This window comes from Vibrio sp. 2092, assembly GCF_033339635.1.
Classification (GTDB): domain Bacteria; phylum Pseudomonadota; class Gammaproteobacteria; order Enterobacterales; family Vibrionaceae; genus Vibrio; species Vibrio alginolyticus.
The window spans coordinates 137,984-160,728 of sequence record NZ_JAWOUY010000006.1 but is presented as its reverse complement, the minus strand read 5'-3'; the positions used below and the strand labels follow the sequence as shown (position 1 = coordinate 160,728).

37 protein-coding genes are annotated in these 22,745 nt (G+C 45.1%); 32 read left to right on the top strand and 5 right to left on the bottom strand.

From position 1 onward, the window contains the following. Positions 1–227: 227 nt before the first annotated feature. From rpmE to rplQ, 29 genes are all read left to right on the top strand, one after another. On the top strand, positions 228–449 hold the full coding sequence (gene rpmE, locus R7P80_RS12785; protein WP_005379546.1) for a 50S ribosomal protein L31: 222 nt from the start codon (positions 228–230) through the stop codon (positions 447–449). 456 nt (positions 450–905) lie between these two features. Continuing rightward, entirely contained in the window at positions 906–1,217 is a 312-nt protein-coding gene (gene rpsJ, locus R7P80_RS12780) for a 30S ribosomal protein S10 (protein ID WP_004410492.1), read from the top strand. A gap of 14 nt (positions 1,218–1,231) precedes the next feature. Further along, a complete protein-coding gene (rplC, locus tag R7P80_RS12775) occupies positions 1,232–1,861 on the top strand; it encodes a 50S ribosomal protein L3 (protein WP_005379555.1) in 630 nt (209 codons plus the stop codon). 17 nt (positions 1,862–1,878) lie between these two features. Beyond that, positions 1,879–2,481, top strand: coding sequence for a 50S ribosomal protein L4 (gene rplD, locus R7P80_RS12770; RefSeq protein ID WP_005379556.1), 603 nt, complete (start codon positions 1,879–1,881; stop codon positions 2,479–2,481). Continuing rightward, positions 2,478–2,780 (top strand): 50S ribosomal protein L23, encoded by a 303-nt coding sequence (gene rplW / locus R7P80_RS12765; protein WP_004398471.1) that lies wholly within the window; start codon positions 2,478–2,480, stop codon positions 2,778–2,780. Before rplD ends, rplW begins: the two co-directional genes overlap by 4 nt. A gap of 15 nt (positions 2,781–2,795) precedes the next feature. Then, complete coding sequence (gene rplB / locus R7P80_RS12760; protein ID WP_005383168.1) at positions 2,796–3,620, top strand: 50S ribosomal protein L2; 825 nt, start codon at positions 2,796–2,798, stop codon at positions 3,618–3,620. A gap of 21 nt (positions 3,621–3,641) precedes the next feature. Further along, positions 3,642–3,920 carry a 30S ribosomal protein S19 gene (gene rpsS, locus R7P80_RS12755; RefSeq protein ID WP_004394525.1) on the top strand — a complete coding sequence of 93 codons (279 nt, stop codon included), beginning with the start codon at positions 3,642–3,644 and terminating at the stop codon, positions 3,918–3,920. Between the two features lie 10 nt (positions 3,921–3,930). After that, entirely contained in the window at positions 3,931–4,263 is a 333-nt protein-coding gene (rplV, locus tag R7P80_RS12750) for a 50S ribosomal protein L22 (RefSeq protein ID WP_005383164.1), read from the top strand. Positions 4,264–4,281: 18 nt separating this feature from the next. Next, the gene (gene rpsC / locus R7P80_RS12745) at positions 4,282–4,980 is read left to right on the top strand and encodes a 30S ribosomal protein S3 (RefSeq protein ID WP_005383161.1); all 699 of its coding nucleotides are present in this window, start codon (positions 4,282–4,284) and stop codon (positions 4,978–4,980) included. Positions 4,981–4,991: 11 nt separating this feature from the next. Continuing rightward, complete coding sequence (gene rplP / locus R7P80_RS12740; RefSeq protein WP_005379577.1) at positions 4,992–5,402, top strand: 50S ribosomal protein L16; 411 nt, start codon at positions 4,992–4,994, stop codon at positions 5,400–5,402. Further along, positions 5,402–5,593, top strand: a complete 192-nt coding sequence (rpmC, locus tag R7P80_RS12735) for a 50S ribosomal protein L29 (protein WP_005379576.1) — start codon at positions 5,402–5,404, stop codon at positions 5,591–5,593. Before rplP ends, rpmC begins: the two co-directional genes overlap by 1 nt. After that, positions 5,593–5,847, top strand: coding sequence for a 30S ribosomal protein S17 (gene rpsQ / locus R7P80_RS12730; protein ID WP_005379575.1), 255 nt, complete (start codon positions 5,593–5,595; stop codon positions 5,845–5,847). The genes rpmC and rpsQ overlap by 1 nt, the downstream gene beginning before the upstream one ends. A gap of 162 nt (positions 5,848–6,009) precedes the next feature. After that, the gene (rplN, locus tag R7P80_RS12725) at positions 6,010–6,381 is read left to right on the top strand and encodes a 50S ribosomal protein L14 (RefSeq protein WP_004410450.1); all 372 of its coding nucleotides are present in this window, start codon (positions 6,010–6,012) and stop codon (positions 6,379–6,381) included. A 13-nt stretch (positions 6,382–6,394) separates the two neighbouring features. Continuing rightward, a complete protein-coding gene (rplX, locus tag R7P80_RS12720) occupies positions 6,395–6,712 on the top strand; it encodes a 50S ribosomal protein L24 (protein ID WP_005379574.1) in 318 nt (105 codons plus the stop codon). Positions 6,713–6,735: 23 nt separating this feature from the next. Then, positions 6,736–7,275 (top strand): 50S ribosomal protein L5, encoded by a 540-nt coding sequence (gene rplE / locus R7P80_RS12715; protein WP_005379573.1) that lies wholly within the window; start codon positions 6,736–6,738, stop codon positions 7,273–7,275. Between the two features lie 17 nt (positions 7,276–7,292). Further along, positions 7,293–7,598 carry a 30S ribosomal protein S14 gene (gene rpsN, locus R7P80_RS12710; protein ID WP_004410442.1) on the top strand — a complete coding sequence of 102 codons (306 nt, stop codon included), beginning with the start codon at positions 7,293–7,295 and terminating at the stop codon, positions 7,596–7,598. Positions 7,599–7,627: 29 nt separating this feature from the next. Continuing rightward, a complete protein-coding gene (gene rpsH / locus R7P80_RS12705) occupies positions 7,628–8,020 on the top strand; it encodes a 30S ribosomal protein S8 (RefSeq protein WP_005379572.1) in 393 nt (130 codons plus the stop codon). 13 nt (positions 8,021–8,033) lie between these two features. Continuing rightward, positions 8,034–8,567 (top strand): 50S ribosomal protein L6, encoded by a 534-nt coding sequence (gene rplF, locus R7P80_RS12700; protein WP_005379570.1) that lies wholly within the window; start codon positions 8,034–8,036, stop codon positions 8,565–8,567. A gap of 9 nt (positions 8,568–8,576) precedes the next feature. After that, a complete protein-coding gene (gene rplR, locus R7P80_RS12695; RefSeq protein ID WP_005379568.1) occupies positions 8,577–8,930 on the top strand; it encodes a 50S ribosomal protein L18 in 354 nt (117 codons plus the stop codon). Positions 8,931–8,944: 14 nt separating this feature from the next. Beyond that, positions 8,945–9,448 carry a 30S ribosomal protein S5 gene (gene rpsE, locus R7P80_RS12690; protein WP_004745894.1) on the top strand — a complete coding sequence of 168 codons (504 nt, stop codon included), beginning with the start codon at positions 8,945–8,947 and terminating at the stop codon, positions 9,446–9,448. A gap of 7 nt (positions 9,449–9,455) precedes the next feature. Then, a complete protein-coding gene (gene rpmD / locus R7P80_RS12685; RefSeq protein ID WP_005379565.1) occupies positions 9,456–9,632 on the top strand; it encodes a 50S ribosomal protein L30 in 177 nt (58 codons plus the stop codon). 5 nt (positions 9,633–9,637) lie between these two features. Continuing rightward, positions 9,638–10,072 carry a 50S ribosomal protein L15 gene (gene rplO / locus R7P80_RS12680; protein WP_005383155.1) on the top strand — a complete coding sequence of 145 codons (435 nt, stop codon included), beginning with the start codon at positions 9,638–9,640 and terminating at the stop codon, positions 10,070–10,072. Positions 10,073–10,092: 20 nt separating this feature from the next. After that, on the top strand, positions 10,093–11,427 hold the full coding sequence (gene secY, locus R7P80_RS12675) for a preprotein translocase subunit SecY (protein ID WP_005379562.1): 1,335 nt from the start codon (positions 10,093–10,095) through the stop codon (positions 11,425–11,427). Positions 11,428–11,465: 38 nt separating this feature from the next. Next, positions 11,466–11,579, top strand: coding sequence for a 50S ribosomal protein L36 (gene rpmJ, locus R7P80_RS12670; protein ID WP_000868186.1), 114 nt, complete (start codon positions 11,466–11,468; stop codon positions 11,577–11,579). Positions 11,580–11,728: 149 nt separating this feature from the next. Further along, positions 11,729–12,085: a 30S ribosomal protein S13 gene (gene rpsM / locus R7P80_RS12665; RefSeq protein ID WP_005383154.1), complete on the top strand. Its 357-nt coding sequence runs from the start codon at positions 11,729–11,731 to the stop codon at positions 12,083–12,085. 18 nt (positions 12,086–12,103) lie between these two features. Beyond that, positions 12,104–12,493, top strand: coding sequence for a 30S ribosomal protein S11 (gene rpsK / locus R7P80_RS12660; RefSeq protein ID WP_001118870.1), 390 nt, complete (start codon positions 12,104–12,106; stop codon positions 12,491–12,493). Between the two features lie 27 nt (positions 12,494–12,520). Then, positions 12,521–13,141: a 30S ribosomal protein S4 gene (gene rpsD / locus R7P80_RS12655; RefSeq protein WP_005383146.1), complete on the top strand. Its 621-nt coding sequence runs from the start codon at positions 12,521–12,523 to the stop codon at positions 13,139–13,141. 24 nt (positions 13,142–13,165) lie between these two features. After that, on the top strand, positions 13,166–14,158 hold the full coding sequence (locus R7P80_RS12650) for a DNA-directed RNA polymerase subunit alpha (RefSeq protein ID WP_005383143.1): 993 nt from the start codon (positions 13,166–13,168) through the stop codon (positions 14,156–14,158). Positions 14,159–14,184: 26 nt separating this feature from the next. After that, positions 14,185–14,565, top strand: a complete 381-nt coding sequence (rplQ, locus tag R7P80_RS12645) for a 50S ribosomal protein L17 (protein ID WP_005383141.1) — start codon at positions 14,185–14,187, stop codon at positions 14,563–14,565. Positions 14,566–14,700: 135 nt separating this feature from the next. On the opposite strand, the gene R7P80_RS12640 is transcribed toward rplQ, so the two are convergent. Together R7P80_RS12640 and R7P80_RS12635 are read right to left on the bottom strand one after the other, a co-directional pair. Continuing rightward, positions 14,701–15,180, bottom strand: a complete 480-nt coding sequence (locus R7P80_RS12640) for a DUF2780 domain-containing protein (protein WP_225467948.1) — start codon at positions 15,178–15,180, stop codon at positions 14,701–14,703. A 153-nt stretch (positions 15,181–15,333) separates the two neighbouring features. After that, entirely contained in the window at positions 15,334–15,954 is a 621-nt protein-coding gene (locus R7P80_RS12635) for an FKBP-type peptidyl-prolyl cis-trans isomerase (protein ID WP_005383137.1), read from the bottom strand. 232 nt (positions 15,955–16,186) lie between these two features. Here R7P80_RS12635 and R7P80_RS12630 point away from each other — a divergent pair, with 232 nt between their 5' ends. Further along, on the top strand, positions 16,187–16,783 hold the full coding sequence (locus tag R7P80_RS12630; protein ID WP_213889136.1) for a LysM-like peptidoglycan-binding domain-containing protein: 597 nt from the start codon (positions 16,187–16,189) through the stop codon (positions 16,781–16,783). Positions 16,784–16,874: 91 nt separating this feature from the next. Here R7P80_RS12630 and R7P80_RS12625 read toward each other — a convergent pair whose 3' ends face one another. Further along, positions 16,875–17,336, bottom strand: a complete 462-nt coding sequence (locus R7P80_RS12625; protein WP_104976039.1) for a GNAT family N-acetyltransferase — start codon at positions 17,334–17,336, stop codon at positions 16,875–16,877. A 142-nt stretch (positions 17,337–17,478) separates the two neighbouring features. Here R7P80_RS12625 and dbpA point away from each other — a divergent pair, with 142 nt between their 5' ends. Beyond that, positions 17,479–18,858, top strand: a complete 1,380-nt coding sequence (gene dbpA, locus R7P80_RS12620; RefSeq protein ID WP_213909573.1) for an ATP-dependent RNA helicase DbpA — start codon at positions 17,479–17,481, stop codon at positions 18,856–18,858. Positions 18,859–18,912: 54 nt separating this feature from the next. Here dbpA and R7P80_RS12615 read toward each other — a convergent pair whose 3' ends face one another. Together R7P80_RS12615 and cpdB are read right to left on the bottom strand one after the other, a co-directional pair. Next, positions 18,913–19,491, bottom strand: a complete 579-nt coding sequence (locus R7P80_RS12615) for a Crp/Fnr family transcriptional regulator (protein ID WP_132936726.1) — start codon at positions 19,489–19,491, stop codon at positions 18,913–18,915. Positions 19,492–19,588: 97 nt separating this feature from the next. Next, positions 19,589–21,550, bottom strand: coding sequence for a 2',3'-cyclic-nucleotide 2'-phosphodiesterase (gene cpdB / locus R7P80_RS12610; protein ID WP_165935352.1), 1,962 nt, complete (start codon positions 21,548–21,550; stop codon positions 19,589–19,591). Positions 21,551–21,825: 275 nt separating this feature from the next. On the opposite strand from cpdB, the gene cobA reads away from it, so the two are divergent. Further along, a complete protein-coding gene (gene cobA, locus R7P80_RS12605) occupies positions 21,826–22,701 on the top strand; it encodes a uroporphyrinogen-III C-methyltransferase (protein WP_031780800.1) in 876 nt (291 codons plus the stop codon). The last annotated feature ends 44 nt before the right edge of the window (positions 22,702–22,745 follow it).

The window sequence follows — 22,745 nt, the reverse complement described above, 5'->3', positions numbered from 1 at the left end:
AAAGCAATGCGATTCAGCGTGAATCGTGCCTCTATGATTAGTCTGGCTAAAAAAGTGGCGAAAAAGTTGCCAAATGTGTTGATCCGAGCAATGTGATTCTTTACTATATCGCGCCTTGAGATATGGCTTCGGCAATTAGTTGATGCGGTATCCCATTTTATTATTAATTGCGTGTGGTGTGCGGCTTAGATTCGTATAGCGACACGGCCTACTATTGAGGTTATCCCATGAAAGCTGGTATCCACCCAGAATACAAAGCAGTAAAAGCGACTTGTTCTTGCGGCAACTCTTTTGAGTTCAACTCTACTCTAGGTAAAGAGTCTATCCACCTAGACGTATGTGACAAGTGTCACCCATTCTACACTGGTAAGCAACGTATCGTTGATACAGGCGGCCGTGTTGATCGCTTCAACAAGCGTTTCGGTGCACTATCAAGCGGTAAGAAATAATAGCAGCCGCTATTACGATTACAGTTTAGAAAAGGACGCTTCGGCGTCCTTTTTGTTTTAATGGCTACCAAGCGAAGAGGAATGTATGGGGTTTGGAATATTCCCGATTATTTTTCACTCAGCGCTTGCAACCTAAAGTGTGATCTGTATAATGCAGCGCACTGGTTAAGCCAGTTGTGAACCAATGAGCAGTGAGGAGCGAGCAAATCTAAGGATTTGTGAGGTAATGTATACTCAGCTTATGTTCGCGGTTAATACAATTAGCTATCTTTTCTTCGGAAAAACTATCCTCAAAGGTGACTTTGGCATATAGGGATAGTTAATCGAAAATTAACTGACAATGCGTCCTAATCTTGGATGCTACGGTTTCACATAAATCAATCGGCATTCTCTCGTCTCGACGAGTTTGAGTGGCGATATTGTTTGTGTAATTTATTAAATTTGGAGCTCTGTCTCATGCAGAACCAACGTATCCGTATCCGCCTAAAAGCTTTCGATTACAAACTAATCGATGCTTCTACAGCGGAAATCGTTGAAACAGCTAAGCGCACTGGCGCACAGGTTCGTGGTCCAATCCCACTGCCAACTCGTAAAGAGCGTTTCACAGTTCTTATCTCTCCACACGTTAACAAGAAAGCACGTGACCAGTACGAAATCCGTACTCACAAGCGTCTAATCGACATCGTTGAGCCAACAGACAAGACTGTTGATGCTCTAATGCGTCTAGACCTTGCTGCGGGCGTTGACGTTCAAATTAGCCTAGGTTAAGGGAGATTAGAAGTATGATTGGTCTAATCGGTCGTAAAGTGGGCATGACCCGCGTATTTACTGAAGAAGGCGTTTCTATCCCAGTAACAGTTGTTGAGGTTGAAGCTAACCGTGTTTCTCAAGTGAAAACTCTTGAAACTGACGGCTACGCAGCAATCCAGGTTACAGCTGGTTCTAAGAAAGCTAACCGTGTAAACAAAGCTGAAGCAGGTCACTTTGCTAAAGCTGGCGTTGAAGCTGGTCGCGGTCTTTGGGAATTCCGTTTAGAAAACGGCGAAGAGTTCGAAGTTGGTTCAGAACTAACTGTTGAACTATTCAACGAAACTAAGAAAGTAGACGTTACTGGTACATCTAAGGGTAAAGGTTTCCAAGGCGCTGTTAAGCGTTGGAACTTCCGTACTCAAGATATGACTCACGGTAACTCATTGTCTCACCGTGCTCCTGGTTCTATCGGTCAATGTCAGACTCCAGGTCGCGTATTTAAAGGCAAGAAAATGGCAGGTCACATGGGTGCTGAGCGTGTAACGACTCAAAACCTAGAGATCGTACGTGTTGACGCTGAGCGCAACCTGCTTCTTATTAAAGGTGCAGTCCCAGGCGCAACTGGCGGCAACGTGATCGTTAAACCAGCTGTTAAAGCATAACGTCTCAGGAGTAAGTAATGGAACTAATGGTTAAAGGTGCCGATGCACTAACTGTTTCCGAAACTACTTTCGGACGTGAGTTTAACGAAGCTCTTGTACACCAAGTAGTTGTTGCGTACGCAGCAGGTGCTCGTCAAGGTACTCGTGCTCAAAAAACACGTTCAGAAGTTTCTGGCGGTGGCGCTAAGCCATGGCGTCAAAAAGGTACTGGCCGTGCGCGTGCTGGTACAATCCGTAGCCCAATCTGGCGTACAGGTGGTGTTACTTTTGCTGCGAAACCACAAGATCACAGCCAAAAAGTAAACAAAAAAATGTACCGTGGTGCTATGAAGAGCATTCTTTCTGAGCTTGTTCGTCAAGAGCGTCTAATCGTTGTTGATAACTTCTCAGTTGAAGCACCAAAGACTAAAGAGCTAGTTGCTAAGCTTAAAGAGCTTGAGCTAACTGACGCTCTAATCGTGACTAGCGAAGTAGATGAGAATCTATTCCTAGCTGCTCGTAACCTATACAAAGTTGACGCACGTGATGTTGCTGGTATCGATCCAGTATCTCTAATCGCGTTTGACAAAGTTGTAATGACTGCAGAAGCAGTTAAGCAAGTAGAGGAAATGCTAGCATGATCACTGAAGAGCGTATCCTAAAAGTTCTACGTGCACCGCACATCTCTGAAAAAGCAACTATGGCAGCTGAGAAAGCGAACACTATCGTTTTCAAAGTAGCTAAAGATGCGACTAAAAAAGAGATCAAAGCAGCTGTAGAAAAGCTATTTGAAGTTGAAGTTAAGTCTGTAAATACTCTTATCACTAAGGGTAAGACCAAACGTCAAGGTCTACGCCAAGGTCGCCGCAGCGACGTTAAGAAAGCGTACGTTACTTTGAAAGAAGGTCAAGATCTTGACTTCGTTGGCGGCGCGGAATAACAGGAGTAGTTAAAAATGGCTATTGTTAAATGTAAGCCGACTTCCCCTGGTCGTCGTCACGTTGTTAAAGTTGTTAACGCTGACCTACACAAGGGCAAGCCATACGCACCTCTTCTAGAGAAAAACTCTAAGAACGGTGGTCGTAACAACAAGGGTCGTATCACAGTACGTCACATCGGCGGTGGTCACAAGCACCACTACCGTGTAGTTGACTTCAAACGTACTAAAGATGGTATTCCAGCGACAGTTGAGCGTCTTGAATACGATCCAAACCGTAGCGCAAACATTGCTCTAGTTCTTTACAAAGACGGTGAGCGTCGCTACATCCTAGCACCTAAAGGTGTTGTAGCTGGTGATGTTATTCAGTCTGGTGTTGATGCACCAATCAAAGCTGGTAACACTCTACCAATGCGTAATATCCCAGTAGGTTCAACAGTACATAACGTTGAACTTAAGCCTGGTAAAGGTGGTCAGCTAGCTCGTTCGGCTGGTGCTTACGCTCAAATCGTTGCTCGCGACGGTGCGTACGTAACTATCCGTCTACGTTCTGGCGAGATGCGCAAAGTTCTTTCTGAAGGCCGTGCAACAATCGGTGAAGTTGGTAACTCTGAGCACATGCTACGTGAACTTGGTAAAGCAGGTGCATCACGTCATCGCGGTATCCGTCCAACGGTTCGTGGTGTTGTAATGAACCCGATTGACCACCCACATGGTGGTGGTGAAGGTCGTACTTCTGGTGGTCGTCACCCAGTATCTCCTTGGGGTATGCCTACTAAAGGCTTCAAGACTCGTAAGAACAAACGCACTGACAAGTACATCGTACGTCGTCGTAACAAGTAATCTATATAAAGAGGAATCGCCATGCCACGTTCTCTCAAGAAAGGTCCTTTTATTGACCTACACTTGCTGAAGAAGGTAGAGAAAGCGGTGGAAAGCGGAGACAAAAAGCCTATTAAGACTTGGTCCCGTCGTTCAATGATCATCCCTACGATGATCGGTTTGACCATCGCTGTCCATAATGGTCGTCAGCACGTACCAGTATTTGTAACTGATGAAATGATCGGTCACAAACTGGGTGAATTCGCACCAACACGTACTTACCGCGGTCACGCTGCGGATAAGAAAGCTAAGAAGCGCTAAGGAGTAGATAATGGAAGCAATTGCTAAACATAACTTTGCTCGCATTTCGCCTCAGAAAGCTCGCTTAGTTGCGGATCTAATCCGTGGTAAATCTGTTGACCAAGCTCTAGAAATCCTAACGTTCAGCAACAAAAAAGCTGCTGCACTAGTTAAGAAAGTTCTAGAGTCTGCTATCGCTAACGCGGAGCACAACGAAGGTGCAGATATTGACGATCTGAATGTCGCAAAAATCTTTGTAGATGAAGGCCCAACCATGAAGCGTATTATGCCTCGTGCTAAAGGTCGTGCGGATCGTATCTTGAAGCGTTCAAGCCACATCACTGTTGTTGTAGCAGATCGCTAGAGACTAGGAGAGTAAGCAATGGGTCAAAAAGTACATCCAAATGGTATTCGTCTAGGCATCGTTAAGCCTTGGAATGCTACATGGTTTGCTAACACCAAAGATTTCGCTGACAACCTAGACGGCGACTTCAAGGTACGTCAGTTCCTTACAAGTGAACTGAAAAAAGCGTCTCTATCACGTATCGTTATCGAGCGTCCTGCTAAGAGCATCCGTGTGACTATTCACACTGCTCGTCCAGGCGTTGTTATCGGTAAGAAAGGTGAAGACGTTGAGAAGCTACGCGCAGCTGTAGCTAAAATTGCAGGTGTACCAGCGCAAATTAACATCGCTGAAGTACGTAAGCCTGAACTAGATGCGCAACTTGTTGGTGACAGCATCGCGTCTCAGCTAGAGCGTCGTGTTATGTTCCGTCGTGCTATGAAGCGCGCAGTACAAAACGCAATGCGCCTAGGCGCTAAAGGTATCAAAGTGGAAGTAAGCGGTCGTCTAGGCGGCGCTGAAATCGCACGTTCAGAGTGGTACCGTGAAGGCCGTGTGCCTCTACACACTCTACGTGCTGACATTGATTACGCAACTTCTTCGGCTCACACTCAATACGGTGTGATCGGCATTAAAACTTGGATCTTCAAAGGTGAAATCCTAGGTGGTATGCCAGCAGCTAACGCTGTAGAGCCTAAAGGCGACAAGCCTAAGAAGCAGCGTAAAGGCCGTAAGTAAGGAGTCGACAGATGCTACAACCTAAACGTACTAAGTTCCGTAAGGTTCAGACTGGTCGTAACCGTGGTCTAGCTAAAGGTACTGATGTAAGCTTCGGCGAATTCGGTCTTAAAGCTGTTGGCCGTGGTCGTCTAACTGCTCGTCAAATCGAAGCGGCACGTCGTGCAATGACACGTCACGTTAAGCGTCAAGGTAAAATCTGGATCCGTGTGTTCCCAGACAAACCAATCACAGAAAAACCACTTGAAGTTCGTCAAGGTAAGGGTAAAGGTAACGTTGAGTACTGGGTAGCCCAAATCCAACCTGGTAAGGTTATGTACGAAATGGGTGGTGTACCTGAAGAATTGGCACGTGAAGCGTTCCGTCTTGCGGCACGTAAACTGCCTTTCAAAACTACATTTGTAACTAAGCAGGTGATGTGATGAAAGCACAAGATCTACGCGAGAAAAGCGTTGAAGAGCTTAACGCTGAGCTAATGAATTTGCTACGCGAACAGTTCAACTTGCGCATGCAAGCTGCGACTGGTCAACTACAGCAAACTCATACTCTGAAAGCTGTACGCCGTGATATCGCACGTGTGAAAACTGTTTTGACTGAGAAGGCAGGCGCATAATGAGCGAAGTAAAACGTACTCAACAAGGTCGTGTTGTTAGCGACAAGATGGACAAGTCTATCACTGTTGCTATCGAACGTTTCGTAAAACACCCAATCTACGGTAAATACGTAAAACGTACGACTAAAGTACACGCACATGACGAGAACAACGAGTGTGGCCTAGGCGACACAGTTGAAATCGCAGAGTGTCGTCCACTGTCTAAGACTAAGTCTTGGACTTTGGTAAAAGTTCTAGAAAAGGCGAAGATTTAATCTCGTTAATTCTATGAAACTAAAGCGGCTCCAAAATATTTTTGGAGCCGTTTATTTTTTGACTACCCAATCACAAAAAAGGGTGGTACAATTCGCGTCCCTTTTAAAGAGGCAGCCCGACCCGTGATGGGTCTAGTTATTAATATTTAGCGGAGCACTAACATGATCCAAATGCAAAGTATGCTGGACGCAGCTGATAACTCAGGCGCACGCAGCGTAATGTGTATTAAGGTTCTGGGTGGCTCTCACCGCCGTTATGCACATATCGGTGACGTCATCAAAGTTACTGTGAAGGAAGCAATCCCTCGCGGTAAAGTTAAAAAAGGTGATGTTCTGAAGGCGGTGGTAGTGCGCACCCGTAAAGGCGTACGTCGTCCTGACGGTTCTGTCATTCGCTTCGACCGAAATGCTTGCGTATTGCTAAACGACAATACTGAGCAACCAATCGGTACACGTATCTTTGGTCCTGTGACACGCGAACTTCGTGGCGATAAGTTCATGAAGATCGTTTCACTGGCTCCAGAAGTTCTGTAAGGAGCACGTAGAAATGGCAGCTAAAATCCGTCGTAATGACGAAGTAATCGTTCTTGCTGGTAAAGACAAAGGCAAGAAAGGTAAAGTAACTAAGGTTCTAGCAACTGGTAAAGTTATCGTTGAAGGTATCAACCTAGTTAAGAAACATCAGAAACCTGTTCCAGCTATGGGTATCCAAGGCGGTATCGTAGAGCAAGAAGCAGCTATCGACGTTTCTAACGTGGCTATCTTTAACGCAGCTACTGGTAAAGCTGACCGTATCGGTTTCCGTTTTGAAGACGGCAAAAAAGTTCGTTTCTTCAAGTCTAACGGCGAAACCGTTTCTAACTAATAGAAGTAATTTGGAGTTCTACTATGGCGAAACTGCATGATTACTACAAGTCGTCTGTAGTCGCTGAACTGACCAAACAGTTCGGTTACACAAGCGTCATGCAAGTCCCTAGAATCGAGAAAATCACCCTAAACATGGGTGTTGGTGAAGCAATCAACGATAAGAAACTGCTAGAAAATGCAGCGTCTGATATGGCAACGATCTCTGGTCAAAAGCCACTTATCACAAAAGCGCGCAAATCTGTTGCAGGTTTCAAAATCCGTGAAGGCTACCCTATCGGTTGTAAAGTAACCTTGCGTGGCGAACGTATGTGGGATTTTCTTGAGCGTTTAATTAACATCGCTCTTCCACGTGTACGTGACTTCCGTGGTGTTAGCGCTAAGTCTTTTGACGGTCGCGGTAACTACAGCATGGGCGTTCGCGAGCAAATCATCTTCCCGGAAATCGACTTTGATAAAGTTGATCGAGTACGCGGTCTAGACATCACTATTACGACGTCTGCTGGTACTGATGAGGAAGGCCGTGCTCTGCTGGCTGCCTTTAACTTCCCATTCCGTAAGTAAGGTGAAGGGTTACTGTTATGGCTAAAAATTCAATGAAAGCACGTGAAGCAAAACGTGCGAAGCTAGTAGCTAAGTTCGCTGAAAAGCGTGCAGCGCTAAAAGCTATCATCAGCGATGTAAACGCATCTGAAGAAGATCGTTGGAACGCGGTTCTTACACTGCAATCTCTTCCACGTGATTCAAGTGCATCACGTCAGCGCAACCGTTGCAACCAAACTGGTCGTCCACACGGTTACCTACGTAAGTTCGGTCTAAGCCGTATTAAGGTTCGTGAAGCTTGCATGAAAGGCGAGATTCCGGGTCTTCGTAAGGCTAGCTGGTAATTGCCACTTAATCATTTGGAGTAAATCATATGAGCATGCAAGATCCGATTTCGGATATGCTGACCCGCGTTCGTAACGGTCAGGCAGCAAACAAAGTTGCTGTAAAAATGCCTTCTTCAAAGCTTAAAGTTGCAATTGCTGCACTACTAAAAGCTGAAGGTTACATCGTTGACTTCGCTGTTGAAGGCGAAGCAAAACCTGAGCTAGAAGTTACACTTAAGTACTTCCAAGCTAAACCAGTAATCGAGCAACTTAAACGTGTTTCTCGTCCAGGTCTACGTGTTTACAAGAAGAAAGATGAACTTCCTTCTGTAATGGGTGGTCTTGGTATTGCTATCGTTTCTACTTCCAAGGGTCTTATGTCAGACCGCGCTGCACGTAAAGCAGGTCTTGGTGGTGAAATCATCGCTTACGTAGCTTAATAAGGAGTAGACTATGTCTCGTGTTGCAAAAGCACCTGTCGCTATTCCAGCTGGCGTAGAGGTGAAACTAAACGGCCAAGAAATCACTGTAAAAGGTGCGAAAGGCGAACTAACTCGTGTTCTTAACAACGCAGTTGTAATCGCTCAGGAAGAAAATAACCTGACTTTCGGTCCTAAAGAAGGTGTTGCTAACGCATGGGCTCAAGCAGGTACTGCTCGCGCTCTAGTTAACAACATGGTTGTTGGTGTTACTGAAGGCTTTACTAAGAAGCTAACTCTTAAAGGTGTAGGTTACCGTGCTGCTATCAAAGGCAACGCTGTAGGTCTAACACTAGGCTTCTCACACCCAGTTGAGCACGAGTTGCCAGCGGGTATTAAAGCTGAATGTCCAAGCCAAACTGAAATCGTGATCACTGGTGCTGACAAGCAACTAGTTGGTCAAGTTGCGGCTGACATTCGTTCTTACCGTGAGCCTGAGCCATACAAAGGCAAAGGTGTTCGTTACGCAGATGAAAATGTGCGTACTAAAGAAGCTAAGAAGAAGTAAGGTAACACTATGGATAAGAAAGCATCTCGCATCCGTCGTGCTACACGTGCACGTCGTAAGATTGCAGAACTGGGTGCGACTCGCCTAGTTGTACACCGTACTCCTCGTCACGTGTACGCACAGGTTATCGCGGCTAACGGCTCTGAGGTTATCGCAGCAGCTTCTACTGTAGAAAAAGCGATCCGTGAGCAAGTGAAATACACTGGTAACGTTGATGCAGCTAAAGCAGTGGGTAAAGCTATTGCTGAGCGCGCTCTAGAGAAGGGCGTAACTGCAGTTGCATTTGATCGTTCTGGTTTCCAATACCACGGTCGAGTAGCGGCGCTAGCAGAATCTGCTCGCGAAGCTGGTCTGAAATTCTAAGGTAGGGTTGGAAGATGGCTAAAGAACAACAAGTTCAAGCGAATGATTTGCAAGAAAAGCTAATCGCAGTTAACCGTGTTTCTAAAACGGTTAAAGGTGGTCGAATCATGAGCTTCACTGCACTAACAGTAGTTGGTGACGGTAACGGTCGTGTAGGTTTCGGTTACGGCAAAGCTCGTGAAGTACCTGCAGCGATTCAAAAAGCAATGGAAAAAGCGCGTCGTAACATGACTACGATCGCTCTAAACGAAGGCACTCTTCACCACCCAGTGAAAGGTCGCCATTCGGGCTCTAAAGTTTACATGCAGCCTGCTGCAGAAGGTACTGGTGTTATCGCAGGTGGTGCGATGCGTGCAGTACTAGAAGTTGCTGGTGTACACAACGTACTATCTAAAGCGTACGGTTCTACGAACCCTATCAACATCGTTCGTGCAACGATCGATGCACTAGGTAGCATGAAGTCACCAGAAATGGTTGCTGCTAAACGTGGTCTAACTGTTGAATCTATTTCGGAGTAAGAACACCATGGCAACTATTAAAGTAACTCAAACTAAAAGCTCAATTGGTCGTCTGCCAAAGCACAAAGCTACTTTGCGCGGTCTAGGTCTTCGTAAAATCAACCACACAGTAGAACTTGAAGATACTCCGTGTATTCGCGGTATGATCAACAAGGTTTACTACATGGTTAAAGTTGAGGAGTAATCAGAATGCGTTTGAATACTCTAGCACCGGCTGCTGGCGCGAAAACTTCTGCGAAGCGAGTAGGTCGTGGTATCGGTTCAGGCCTAGGTAAAACTGGTGGCCGTGGTCACAAAGGTCAAAAATCACGTTCTGGCGGCAGTGTTCGTCCAGGTTTCGAAGGCGGTCAGATGCCTCTGAAACAACGTCTACCAAAATTCGGTTTCACTTCTCGTAAGAGCCTAGTGTCTGCTGAAGTTCGTCTAGCTGAGCTAGCGAAAGTTTCTGGTGACGTAGTTGATCTAAACAGTCTTAAAGCTGCTAACATCATCACTAAGAACATCGAATTTGTAAAAGTTGTTCTTTCTGGTGAAATCAACAAAGCAGTGACTGTTAAAGGTCTACGTGTGACTAAAGGCGCTAAAGCTGCAATCGAAGCTGCAGGCGGTAAAATCGAGGAATAATCTCGAGGAACGAGGTACAGATGGCTAAGAAACCAGGACAAGATTTTCGTAGTGCTCAGAGCGGCTTAAGTGAACTAAAGTCGCGCTTGTTATTCGTAATTGGTGCACTTTTAGTATTCCGAGCCGGCTCTTTTGTGCCGATTCCTGGTATTGACGCTGCTGTACTTGCCGATTTGTTCGAACAGCAAAAAGGTACCATCGTTGAAATGTTTAACATGTTCTCCGGTGGTGCTCTTGAGCGTGCATCTATATTAGCATTGGGCATCATGCCGTATATTTCGGCATCTATTGTTGTCCAATTGCTAACTGTAGTTCATCCAGCGTTAGCTGAACTCAAAAAAGAGGGTGAAGCAGGCCGTCGTAAGATAAGCCAATACACACGCTACGGCACGCTTGTACTTGCAACCTTCCAAGCTATAGGTATTGCAACTGGCCTACCAAACATGGTCGACAATCTGGTTGTTATCAACCAAACCATGTTTACGCTAATTGCTACCGTAAGTTTAGTAACCGGTACCATGTTCTTGATGTGGTTAGGTGAACAAATTACAGAGCGCGGAATTGGTAACGGTATTTCGATACTGATTTTTGCAGGTATTGTTGCTGGATTGCCTTCTGCAATCGGTCAAACAATCGAGCAAGCGCGTCAAGGTGAATTGCATGTACTTCTTCTGTTGCTAATCGCGGTATTAGCTTTTGCAGTAATTTACTTCGTTGTTTTCATGGAACGTGGTCAACGCCGAATCGTCGTTAACTATGCGAAACGTCAACAAGGTCGTAAAGTATTTGCTGCGCAAAGCTCGCACTTGCCTCTTAAAATTAACATGGCAGGTGTAATTCCAGCGATTTTTGCATCAAGTATTATCTTGTTCCCAGGAACATTGGCTCAGTGGTTTGGTCAAAACGGTGAGAGCAGCGCGTTCGGTTGGTTAACTGACGTGTCTTTGGCTCTTAGCCCTGGTCAACCGTTGTATGTAATGCTTTATGCAGCAGCAATTATCTTCTTCTGTTTCTTCTACACGGCGTTGGTTTTCAACCCGCGTGAAACAGCAGATAACTTGAAGAAGTCTGGTGCATTCGTACCCGGTATCCGCCCAGGTGAGCAGACAGCGAAATACATTGATAAAGTAATGACACGTTTAACCCTTGCTGGTGCACTGTACATTACCTTTATCTGTCTGATTCCCGAGTTCATGATGGTCGCGTGGAACGTACGTTTCTACTTCGGCGGTACATCGCTACTAATCGTAGTTGTTGTAATTATGGACTTTATGGCACAGGTACAGACTCATCTGATGTCTCAACAGTATGATTCTGTGTTGAAGAAAGCGAATCTGAAAGGCTACGGCCGTTAATCCGGCGGTAGACTCAGTTTCATTTACGGAGTTTAGCAATGAAAGTTCGTGCTTCCGTTAAAAAAATCTGCCGTAACTGTAAAGTAATCAAGCGTAACGGTGTCGTTCGCGTGATTTGCAGTGAGCCAAAGCACAAACAGCGCCAAGGCTAATTAGCAGAAATTTTTACTTGAAAATGAAGGTTGGGTCGAGTATATTCCTCGGCCTACCTTTTGCGTGCAAAAGAAGTAGTATTCCGCAGCGTATCCATAACGGGCTTTGCTGCGGCTAATTCTTTTATAGAAACACTTAGGAGTGAATAATGGCCCGTATAGCAGGCATTAACATTCCTGATCAGAAACATGCAGTAATCGCTCTAACAGCGATCTACGGCATCGGTAAAACTCGCTCTCAAGCTATCCTAGCTGAAGTGGGTATTGCTGAAAATGTTAAGATCAGTGAACTAACTGAAGAGCAGATCGATCAACTGCGTGATGGTGTAGCTAAGTACACTGTAGAAGGTGATCTACGTCGTGAAGTATCAATGAACATCAAGCGTCTTATGGACCTTGGCTGTTACCGTGGTCTTCGTCATCGTCGCAGTCTACCACTACGTGGACAGCGTACTAAAACCAACGCTCGCACCCGTAAGGGTCCGCGTAAGCCGATCAAGAAATAATCGGGAAGGTAGAGTACAATGGCTAAACAACCAACTCGCGCTCGTAAGCGCGTACGCAAGCAAGTTGCAGATGGCGTTGCGCACATCCATGCTTCTTTCAATAACACAATCGTAACCATTACTGACCGTCAAGGTAACGCTCTTGCATGGGCTACTGCAGGTGGTTCTGGTTTCCGTGGTTCTCGTAAGTCTACTCCGTTCGCTGCACAGGTTGCTGCTGAGCGTTGTGCTGAAATGGCTAAAGAATACGGCCTAAAGAACTTGGAAGTTATGGTTAAGGGTCCTGGTCCAGGTCGCGAATCTACTGTTCGTGCACTAAACGCCGCTGGTTTCCGCATCACAAACATCGTTGATGCTACACCAATCCCTCATAACGGTTGTCGTCCACCTAAGAAACGTCGCGTATAACGTTTCTAGGACAATTGGAGAAGAATCATGGCAAGATATTTGGGTCCTAAGCTGAAGCTTAGCCGTCGTGAAGGCACTGACTTATTCCTTAAGTCTGGTGTTCGCGCGATCGATACCAAGTGTAAAATTGATAACGCACCAGGTGTACACGGCGCTCGTCGCGGTCGTCTATCTGAGTATGGCGTTCAGCTTCGTGAGAAGCAAAAAGTACGTCGTATGTACGGCGTTCTAGAAAAACAATTCCGTAACTACTACAAAGAAGCTGCTCGCCTAAAAGGCAACACTGGTGAAAACCTACTTCAGCTTCTTGAAGGTCGTCTTGATAACGTAGTTTACCGCATGGGCTTTGGCGCAACTCGCGCAGAAGCACGTCAGCTAGTTAGCCACAAAGCTATCCTAGTAAACGGTAAAGTTGTAAACGTTCCTTCTTTCAAAGTAGCGGCTAATGACGTTGTTTCTATTCGCGAGAAAGCTAAACAGCAAGCTCGTATCAAAGCAGCTCTAGAAGTTGCTGAACAACGTGAAAAACCAACTTGGATTGAAGTAGATGGTGGCAAGATGGAAGGTACATTCAAGCGTATGCCTGAGCGTTCTGATCTATCAGCTGACATCAACGAACAATTGATCGTCGAGCTTTACTCTAAGTAAGGTTTAAACTAAAGAGAGGACACAATGCAGGGTTCTGTAACAGAATTTCTTAAGCCACGTCTAGTTGACATCGAACAAATCAGCTCGACTCACGCAAAAGTAACTCTTGAGCCATTAGAGCGTGGCTTTGGTCATACTCTGGGTAATGCACTTCGCCGCATCCTTCTATCTTCTATGCCAGGTTGTGCTGTAACAGAAGTAGAAATTGAAGGCGTACTTCATGAGTACAGCACGAAAGAAGGCGTTCAAGAAGATATTCTTGAAATTCTTCTAAACCTTAAAGGTTTGGCTGTGCGCGTTGCCGAAGGCAAAGATGAAGTGTTCATTACTTTGAACAAATCAGGCTCGGGCCCTGTGGTTGCAGGTGACATCACCCATGATGGTGATGTAGAGATCGCTAACCCTGAACACGTAATTTGTCACCTAACGGATGACAACGCAGAGATCGCAATGCGTATCAAAGTTGAACGTGGTCGTGGTTATGTTCCAGCTTCTGCGCGTATCCATAACGAAGAAGACGAGCGTCCTATCGGTCGCCTACTAGTAGATGCTACTTACAGCCCAGTAGACAAAATTGCCTACGCTGTAGAAGCAGCTCGTGTAGAACAGCGTACTGATCTAGACAAGCTTGTTATCGATATGGAAACAAACGGTACTCTAGAACCTGAGGAAGCAATCCGTCGTGCAGCTACAATCCTAGCTGAACAATTGGATGCATTCGTAGATCTTCGTGATGTACGAGTTCCTGAGGAGAAGGAAGAGAAGCCAGAATTCGATCCGATCCTACTGCGTCCTGTAGACGATCTTGAACTAACAGTTCGCTCTGCTAACTGTTTGAAAGCAGAAGCGATTCACTACATCGGTGATCTAGTACAACGTACTGAGGTTGAGCTACTTAAAACGCCTAACCTTGGTAAAAAATCTCTTACTGAGATTAAAGACGTACTTGCGTCACGTGGTCTGTCTCTGGGCATGCGCCTAGAAAACTGGCCACCTGCATCAATCGCTGAAGATTAATCGATACTAGTTAGAAGGATTAGGTCATGCGCCATCGTAAGAGTGGTCGTCAACTCAACCGCAACAGCTCACATCGCAAAGCGATGTTCAGCAACATGGCTAGCTCTCTAGTACGTCATGAAGTTATCAAGACTACTTTGCCAAAAGCAAAAGAGCTACGTCGCGTAGTTGAGCCTTTGATTACACTAGCTAAGACTGACAGTGTTGCTAACCGTCGTCTAGCATTTGCACGTACTCGTGACAACGAAGTAGTTGCAAAACTATTTAACGAACTAGGTCCACGTTTTGCTGCTCGTCAGGGCGGTTACACTCGTATCCTAAAAGCTGGCTTCCGTGCTGGTGATAAAGCTCCAATGGCTTACATTGAGCTTGTAGATCGCCCAGCTGCTGAAGAAGCTGCTGAGTAATCAGTTCGTAAGAACGAGAAAGCCGAGCATTAGCTCGGCTTTTTTGTATCTGTAATTCAGTAAACCTTTATATCCAGCCTGCATTTATTTCAACCCATGCAGACTGGCAATTTAAAAAGTGATTATCACTTGCGCTTATTTACTAGTATTCCACAACCCGCCCAACGAACTTAGAAGCCCTTCGCTAGCGCCTTGCTTGTTCAAGTAATCCAAGATTACTGGAGCAAACTGACTGATCATAGATGGGTCTAAACCTAACGTATCGAATGCACTTTTTACTGCACTGATATTCTCAATATTTCCTAGTAAGCTTTGTGCTCCTTGCAAGTTTGAAAGTCCAGGAATAAAAGACTGTAATTCACTACTATTTTCTTGCGAAAGCTGGCTTTGAGCCAAAGCGAGTAGCGCACCACTGCCTCCGGCTGCTTGCTCAGTGGATACTGGTAATTGGCTAGTTAGCATGTCTGTTAATGGAGATGACTCGGTGTTCAAGCTGCTGCCGACCATGTCCATCAGGCCACTTTCTTTACTTTTTTGAGTGACTGAATCTAAGAATGCGTGCGCACTACCAATGTTGATTGATAGGAGCGCTAGAGTTAGGAGTGTTTTACGCATAGTACCTCCAAAGGTTGAGCGTTTTTTAAAAGTGATTTTATTTTTAAAGGCTATCAGAGTGAAAGGTTCAGAGGTGAGAAAGTCTATTCAGTTTAGACAAAAAAACGGCGCTAGTGCGCCGTTTTATTTAATCATAATTGAAAATGGTTTCAATTAGATAATATCTAATAGTTCTACTTCGAAAACTAAAGCTGCAAATGGAGGGATAGCCGCACCAGCGCCACGCTCACCGTACGCAAGATCTTGTGGTACGTATAGCTTCCACTTAGAGCCAACAGGCATTAGTTGTAGTGCCTCTACCCAACCTTTGATTACACCTGTAACAGGGAATTCAGCAGGTTGACCGCGAGATACAGAGCTATCGAATACAGTACCGTCAGTTAGCTCACCGTGGTAGTGAACGCGAACTGAGCTTTCTGCTGTAGGAACTGCACCAGTACCTTCAGAAATGATTTCGTACTGAAGACCAGAGTCTAGAACGTTAACTTCAGGTCGTAGAGCGTTGTCTTTTAGGAACGCTTCGCCTTCTGCTGCCGCAATTTTTGCTGCTTCTTGGCGAGCTGTTTCTGCACGAGTGTGAAGTTCTTGTAGTGCTTTGTTGATTTCATCAATTTCGATTGATGGCATGTCACCAGTTAGTGCTGTTGCAATACCTGCTGCGATAGCATCAACGCTAAGACCTTCAAGACCAGAGCCTGCAAGTTGCTGACCCATTTGCAGACCAATGCCGTAGCTTGCTTTTTGTTCTGCAGTTTCAAATTTAATTTCAGACATGAATGTCGCTCTTATTAGGAGTGATAAAGGTAACAGGATATCAGTTTCGAGCTTAGGTTTAAATGATTGCGACTGAATGCTTAATTGAGGCGGCCAGGTTGTGACTTATCTCTTACTCCAAGTGAAATTTCTGCTAATTTAATCCCAATTCCATTTTAGTTTGGTGAAAAACATATACTCTCCGCGTCGGTATTTTTATACTGGCCGTAGAAGTGTTAAGGGACTCATTACAATGAATCGTCGCAGAAAGAAAAAGCAGCAAGTCGACTATGTCGAATTGGTTAAACAAAAATTCGCTGCTATCGACTGGAAGCAGCCGTTCAACAAAGAGCAATGGTTGGAGCGTATACAGCCTGTTAAGCAGTTTTGGTTGCGTCTGCCTAAATTTCACCAGCGTGCTTTGATGGTCTTAGTGCCATTGATTCTGGTACTCCTTGTTATTCCTTTGCCTAATAAAACAGATCAACCAGTTGAGCAGACTGAGGTCGATCATCCACGCGTAGCGATTGAGCTGAACGCGCAGAGTTTAAGCCAGCAGAGAACCTCTCAGAACTCTGGACCGAAATCTGAAGACTGGAAAGAGTACACGGTTAAAAATGGTGATACATTAGCGCAGGTTTTCAGAAGTAATCAGCTCTCTATGGCGGATCTTAGCGCTCTGGTCAAAATAGAAGGCAGTGATAAGCCGCTAAGCCAAATAAAGCAGGGACAGTTGATTCGCTTTAAGCTTAGTGACGAAGGCGAGTTAGATATGCTACAGCTGGAAAAAAGCGGGCGGTCCGTTATGTTTTTCCGTTTATCGGATGGGACTTTTGGACGTAACAAGTAAACGCTTCAAATGAAAAGACGCGAAGATATCGCGTCTTTTTAGTTAGTCTTTCATAGCGATTAGTTTTCATAGTAACCAATCGAATTGAAGCTTATTGCGCTACGGATTCTTTCCGCATATCCACATGAGGGATACCATCTTCAAGGTAGCACTCTGAGATAACCTTGAATCCATGACTTGCATAAAACTGGATGAGGTGTTCTTGAGCACCTATATCTATTGTCTGTCCTGGCCATAATGTTTCGCATTGTGCCAAGGCCTTGTCCAATAACTTATGACCTAAGCCACCGCCTCGCGCGGTTTGCTTTGTCACCACTCGACCAATACTCACATTGTCATACGTGGTGCCTGCGGGCAGTAATCGTGCGCAAGCAACCAGTTCATCACCGTGATAGCCTATTAGATGATAAACGCCTTCGAGTGTGTCCTTACCATCCAGTTCAGGATAAGGGCAGGTTTGTTCAACAACGAATACATCTACACGCAATTTCATCATTTCATACAGCTGTGTGGTTGTTAGCTGAGCAAAGGGCAAAGTAATCCAAGTGAGCATGTTGTTATCCGTAATGAGAATCGAGTGACTGACTTTACTTTGTTTTGAGCTCATACTCATTAACAAAGGTTAATTAGCACTGGTTTTCCCACCAAATCTGGTGATAATGTGCCCTCTTTCCATCTCACCTGAGGATATCCCCGTGAGCAAACAAACATTCGATCAAGTTGGGCTGAACCCAGCGTTACTCGCCACACTTGATTCCCTGAACTATACCCACATGACGCCAATTCAAGCTTTGAGCTTGCCTGCAATCCTAAAACATCGTGATGTCATCGGGCAGGGTAAAACGGGCTCAGGTAAAACCGCTGCATTTGGTTTAGGGGTTTTATCGAACCTCAACGTCAAACGCTTTCGTGTCCAGTCATTAGTATTGTGTCCAACACGTGAGCTTGCAGACCAAGTAGCGAAGGAAATTCGTACTTTAGGTCGCGGCATTCATAATATTAAAGTGCTTACTCTCTGCGGTGGGATGCCTATGGGGCCACAAATTGGTTCGTTAGAGCATGGTGCGCATATCCTAGTTGGTACTCCTGGTCGTATTTTGGATCACCTTGAAAAAGGCCGAATTGATCTTAGCGAACTGAATACCTTGGTGCTAGATGAAGCTGATCGCATGTTGGACATGGGTTTCCAAGACGCATTAGATGCAATCATCGATGCAGCGCCAAAGCAGCGTCAAACTCTACTTTTCAGTGCTACTTTTCCAGAAAAAATTGAGCAAATTGCGCAGCGTATAATGCAGACACCGGAAGTGATTAAGGTGGAATCGACGCATGATACTTCAAGCATTGCGCAGTACTTCTATAAAGTTGAAGGCTCGGAAGCGCGTGATGAAGCATTGGCGAATTTGCTGCTGACTCACCAACCAGAGTCCGCGGTTGTTTTTTGTAATACCAAAAAAGAAGTGCAAAGTGTCGCAGATGAGTTGCATCACAAAGGATTCAGCGTTATCGATATCCATGGGGACTTAGAGCAGCGTGAACGCGACCAAGCATTTGTGCAGTTTGCTAACAAGAGTGTGTCTATCCTTGTTGCAACAGACGTTGCGGCGCGTGGTTTGGACGTTGATAATCTTGATGCTGTCTTTAACTTTGAGCTATCGCGCGATCCTGAGGTTCATGTGCACCGTATTGGTCGTACAGGTCGTGCGGGTAGTAAAGGTTTAGCGTTCAGCTTTTTTGGTGAGAAAGACGGTTTACGTGTAGCTCGTATTGAAGAATACCTAGAGATGGACGTGGTACCAGCAACATTGCCTGCCAAATCAAATCAGCAGCCATACCAAGCGAAGATGGTGACGATTAACATTGATGGCGGTAAGAAACAGAAAGTACGACCGGGTGATATTTTAGGTTGTTTGACAGGAAAAAATGGTATTCCAGGCTCTCAAGTCGGAAAGATTCACCTGTTCCCTGTGCGCGCTTATGTTGCCGTCGAAAAATCTGTGGCTAAAAAGGCTCTACAAACCATTAGTAACGGCAAGATGAAAGGGCGCCAGTTCCGGGCGCGAATTCTTAAATAGCTCAAATAGCAGAGAAAAAGCTCTTCGTTTGAAGAGCTTTTTTCTTTTTTGAGTTTATTTGAGAGTGTGATCTTTGGTTAAGCGTGCTTTGATTCGACTCAAACTGATTGGCGTAATGCCCAGGTAGGCCGCAATTTGACTATCGGTAATACGTTGCTTTAAATCTGGGTAATGAGCGCAAAATAATTGATATCGTTCCTCTGGAGAGTAGAGCAACATAAAGCGTTCTTTATTCTCTTTATTAACCAGTTGGTTTTCGAGTAGCTTTAAGTAAATGGCGTGCTTTTCTGCTCGCCAGTGATGCAACGTTTCAATTGGCAAGCAAAATAGCTGACAAGCGCTCAGCGTTTCCAATAAGTAAGGCGAAGGTTGGTCCTTTATTATGCTCTCAAACCCGATAACCCAGTCCTTCTCCCAATAAAATTCTTTACTGAATTCTTTGCCGTGCTCCGTGAGATAGCTTGCGTGGCATAACCCCTCAATGATGAAGTAAAGGTGTGAGCTCAACTCTCCTTGGTGATTAAGAATGTGGCGTGTAGGCAGTTCGAGCAACTCACCATTTTCAATAAGTTGGTTTGCTTCTGTCTCTAAAAAGCCATGATTGACTAAGTCTAAAAAAAGATCGCTGTGCATGTGATAACTCGGAAACGGTTTTCTTTATTTTAACGGGTTTTATTGATAACAAAAAAGCGGCTCATGAGAGCCGCTTAGTGTTGCTGTCAAATCAACCTTATTTATTCAGATCGATTTGATAAATTGCGAAACCAATGTCGTCTGTTGACACGCGTTTCATTGGGTATTGTCCTTTCTCTTTGATGAACTGCGCCGCTTTATCGCTAGGGGAGGTTTCGAAACGAATATCTAGCTTGTTATCGGACTTAATCGGTGCGAAAGACCAGTTGTTGTCAGCGCTTGGTGTCACTTCTCCTTTTTCTTCACTCACGCGAGAAATATAAGTGGCGACGACAGAGCGGTTTTCATCTGGTGCGTCAAACGCAATGAAATCTGGGCCTGTACCAGGGAAAGTATTGCTATAAGCACGGTAGTTATTGGTTGCGATGATGAAATCTTGCTTCGGATTGACAGGCTTACCATTGAACGTCAGGTTCACAATACGCTGAGAATCTGGATTAATCACTTTACAATCCGCATCGTACTTCGGCGGTTGGGTAACGTCGATTTGGTAGTTAACCCCATCAATAACATCGAAGTTGTAAGTACGGAAATTATCCCAATCAATCAAAGATTGCGGTTTAGGATTGTTGATGTCGATGTGGTTGAATTGACCCGCACTGCACTCTAGCCATTCGCGAACTTCTTTACCTTTCACTTTCATCGCAACCAAGGTGTTTGGATATAAGTAAAGATCGGCCGCATTACGGAAGGTGAGCTGACCGGATTCTACTTCTGTAAAGTTATTCGGATCGTTCTTACGACCGCCGACTTTAAATGGTGCTGCCGCACTCAGTACTGGAATGTCAGAAAGGTCTGGGTCGCCTTGAATAAAGCGTTCTACGTAGTCTTTCTGAGCAAGGTTAACGATTTGAATGGTGGGGTCGTCCTGCACTAATGCCAAGAAGCTGTACATGACATCATTTGCTTTGCCGATTGGTTGGTTTACAAATTCACGAGTGCCTTTGTGATCTTCTTCTAACGCTTTCACAATATCTGCATCGGCTTTAGCTAATGACTTCTTATTTACTTTATCGAAGATAGGGCGTGCTTCTGCTTGGCCTTCGACGACTTGCCATCTGCCGTCTTTCTCTTTCAGCATCAAATCCATCACACCTACGTGACTTCCCCAGCGGCCCGGCATCACGGACGTTACACCATTGATGGTCCCTTTATTTATATCAACACCAGGTAGGTTTGCGAAGTCTTTCCCTGGGAAGACGGCGTGAGAGTGACCAAAAGCAATCGCATCAATACCTTCAACTTCTGTGAGGTAGTAAACAGAGTTTTCAGCGCCTAGTTTGTATGGATCAGTAGAAATGCCCGAGTGTGGAATCGCCACAATCACGTCTGCGCCTTCTTTCTTCATTTGAGGAATCAGTTTCTCTGCGGTTTCCTTAATGTCTTTAGCAAAGACTTTGCCTTCTAAGTTCTTCTTATCCCACACCATAATTTGTGGTGGTACAAAGCCGATGTAACCCACTTTTATTTGATGCGCTTCGCCGTTTGTGTCTTTAAATGTGTGAGTTTTGATGAGGTAAGGCTTGAAGTAATGCTCACCGGTTTGTTTATCAAATACGTTTGCATTGATGTAAGGGAAGTTTGCACCCTTCAACGTCGTTTGTAGGAAATCTAAGCCATAGTTGAACTCATGATTGCCAATGTTGCCCACATCGTAGTCTAGCTGGTTCATCGCTTTGTAGACTGGGTGCACGTCGCCAGGATTAATCCCCTTTGCCGCCATGTAATCGCCCATTGGGCTGCCCTGAATTAAATCACCGTTATCTACTAGTACCGTGTTTTCTGTCTCGGACTTAGCTTGTTTCACTATTGTCGCTGCGCGACTTAAACCGATTTGCTGTAATGGTTGGTCTTTGTAGTAATCGTAATCCATCACGTTGGTGTGAATGTCGGTGGTTTCGATAATACGAAGCTTGATGGTATCGGCCATTGTTGGGCCAGCAAGCGTTAGCATGCCACTTAATACTGCGAGGGAAATAGGATGAACTGCCACTTTCATTTGGTGCTCCAATTCAATGATAAGGGGAAATCGTACTGCGTAATGTATCAAACACAGATGCAACTCGATGATAAAGATACAGAAAACTGTGAACATTAATCAGTTTACTGAACCTTATTCATATTAACCGCCGACTTTTTCACGCTTTTGAATGAGACCAAACAAAAACTTCTTAGCAGATTTTTGAATAAAAAATGAAATTTTAGAATTTCAGGTAATATAAACGCCCCGCCATAATGCTTGCATAACGATATCAATGGACGATGAGCAAGCACATGGCAACGAACGATTCAGTCACTTCTTTTCCTAAACCAAAGCCCCGGTTAGTTTCTGACAACCCAGTCGCTGGTGTTACTCGTTTTGCAAAGCAATCGCTACAGCCTGGTGAAGTCGCCTTAGTAGGTGCAGGACCAGGCGATCCTGAACTTCTGACGGTGAAAGCACTGAACTGCTTGCAGCAAGCTGATGTGGTTTTGTACGACTACTTGGTGTCTGAAGAAATCATGGCATTGATTCCAAGCGATACGATTTTGGTGTGCGTTGGGAAGCGAGCTGGGCATCACAGTGTGCCGCAGGAGAAGACGAATCAGCTTTTGGTGGATTTTGCCAAGCAGGGCTACAAAGTAGTGCGCATTAAAGGTGGGGATCCGTTTGTATTCGGTCGTGGTGGTGAAGAGTTAGAAGTGCTTGCTGATGCCGGCGTTCGTTTTCAAGTTGTCCCTGGCATTACCGCAGCAGCTGGCGCAACCGCTTATGCTGGTATTCCACTGACTCATCGTGATTATGCGCAATCGGCCATCTTTGTGACTGGCCACTTGAAAGAAGAAAGTGATGAGATGGATTGGTCCACGTTGGCGCGTGGGAATCAGACTTTAGTGATCTACATGGGGCTGATGAAATCACACTATATTCAGAATCAACTCATTAAGCATGGTCGTTCAGCGTCGACTCCGATTGCCATTATTGAGCGTGGCACGCAGATTCAACAAAAAGTATTTACGGGAGAACTCTCCCAACTCTCTGATTTATCGAAGGAAGCACAGTCGCCATCTTTGATTGTTGTCGGAGAGGTAGTGCGACTGTCTCAAAAGTTAGACTGGTTTTTGTCTAGTACTGAATTCAACAAAAGTGCTATTGCCAACTCCATATAATTTCAGACCAAAGATTAGAGACGTAATGCGCCTTCAAGCTTAAA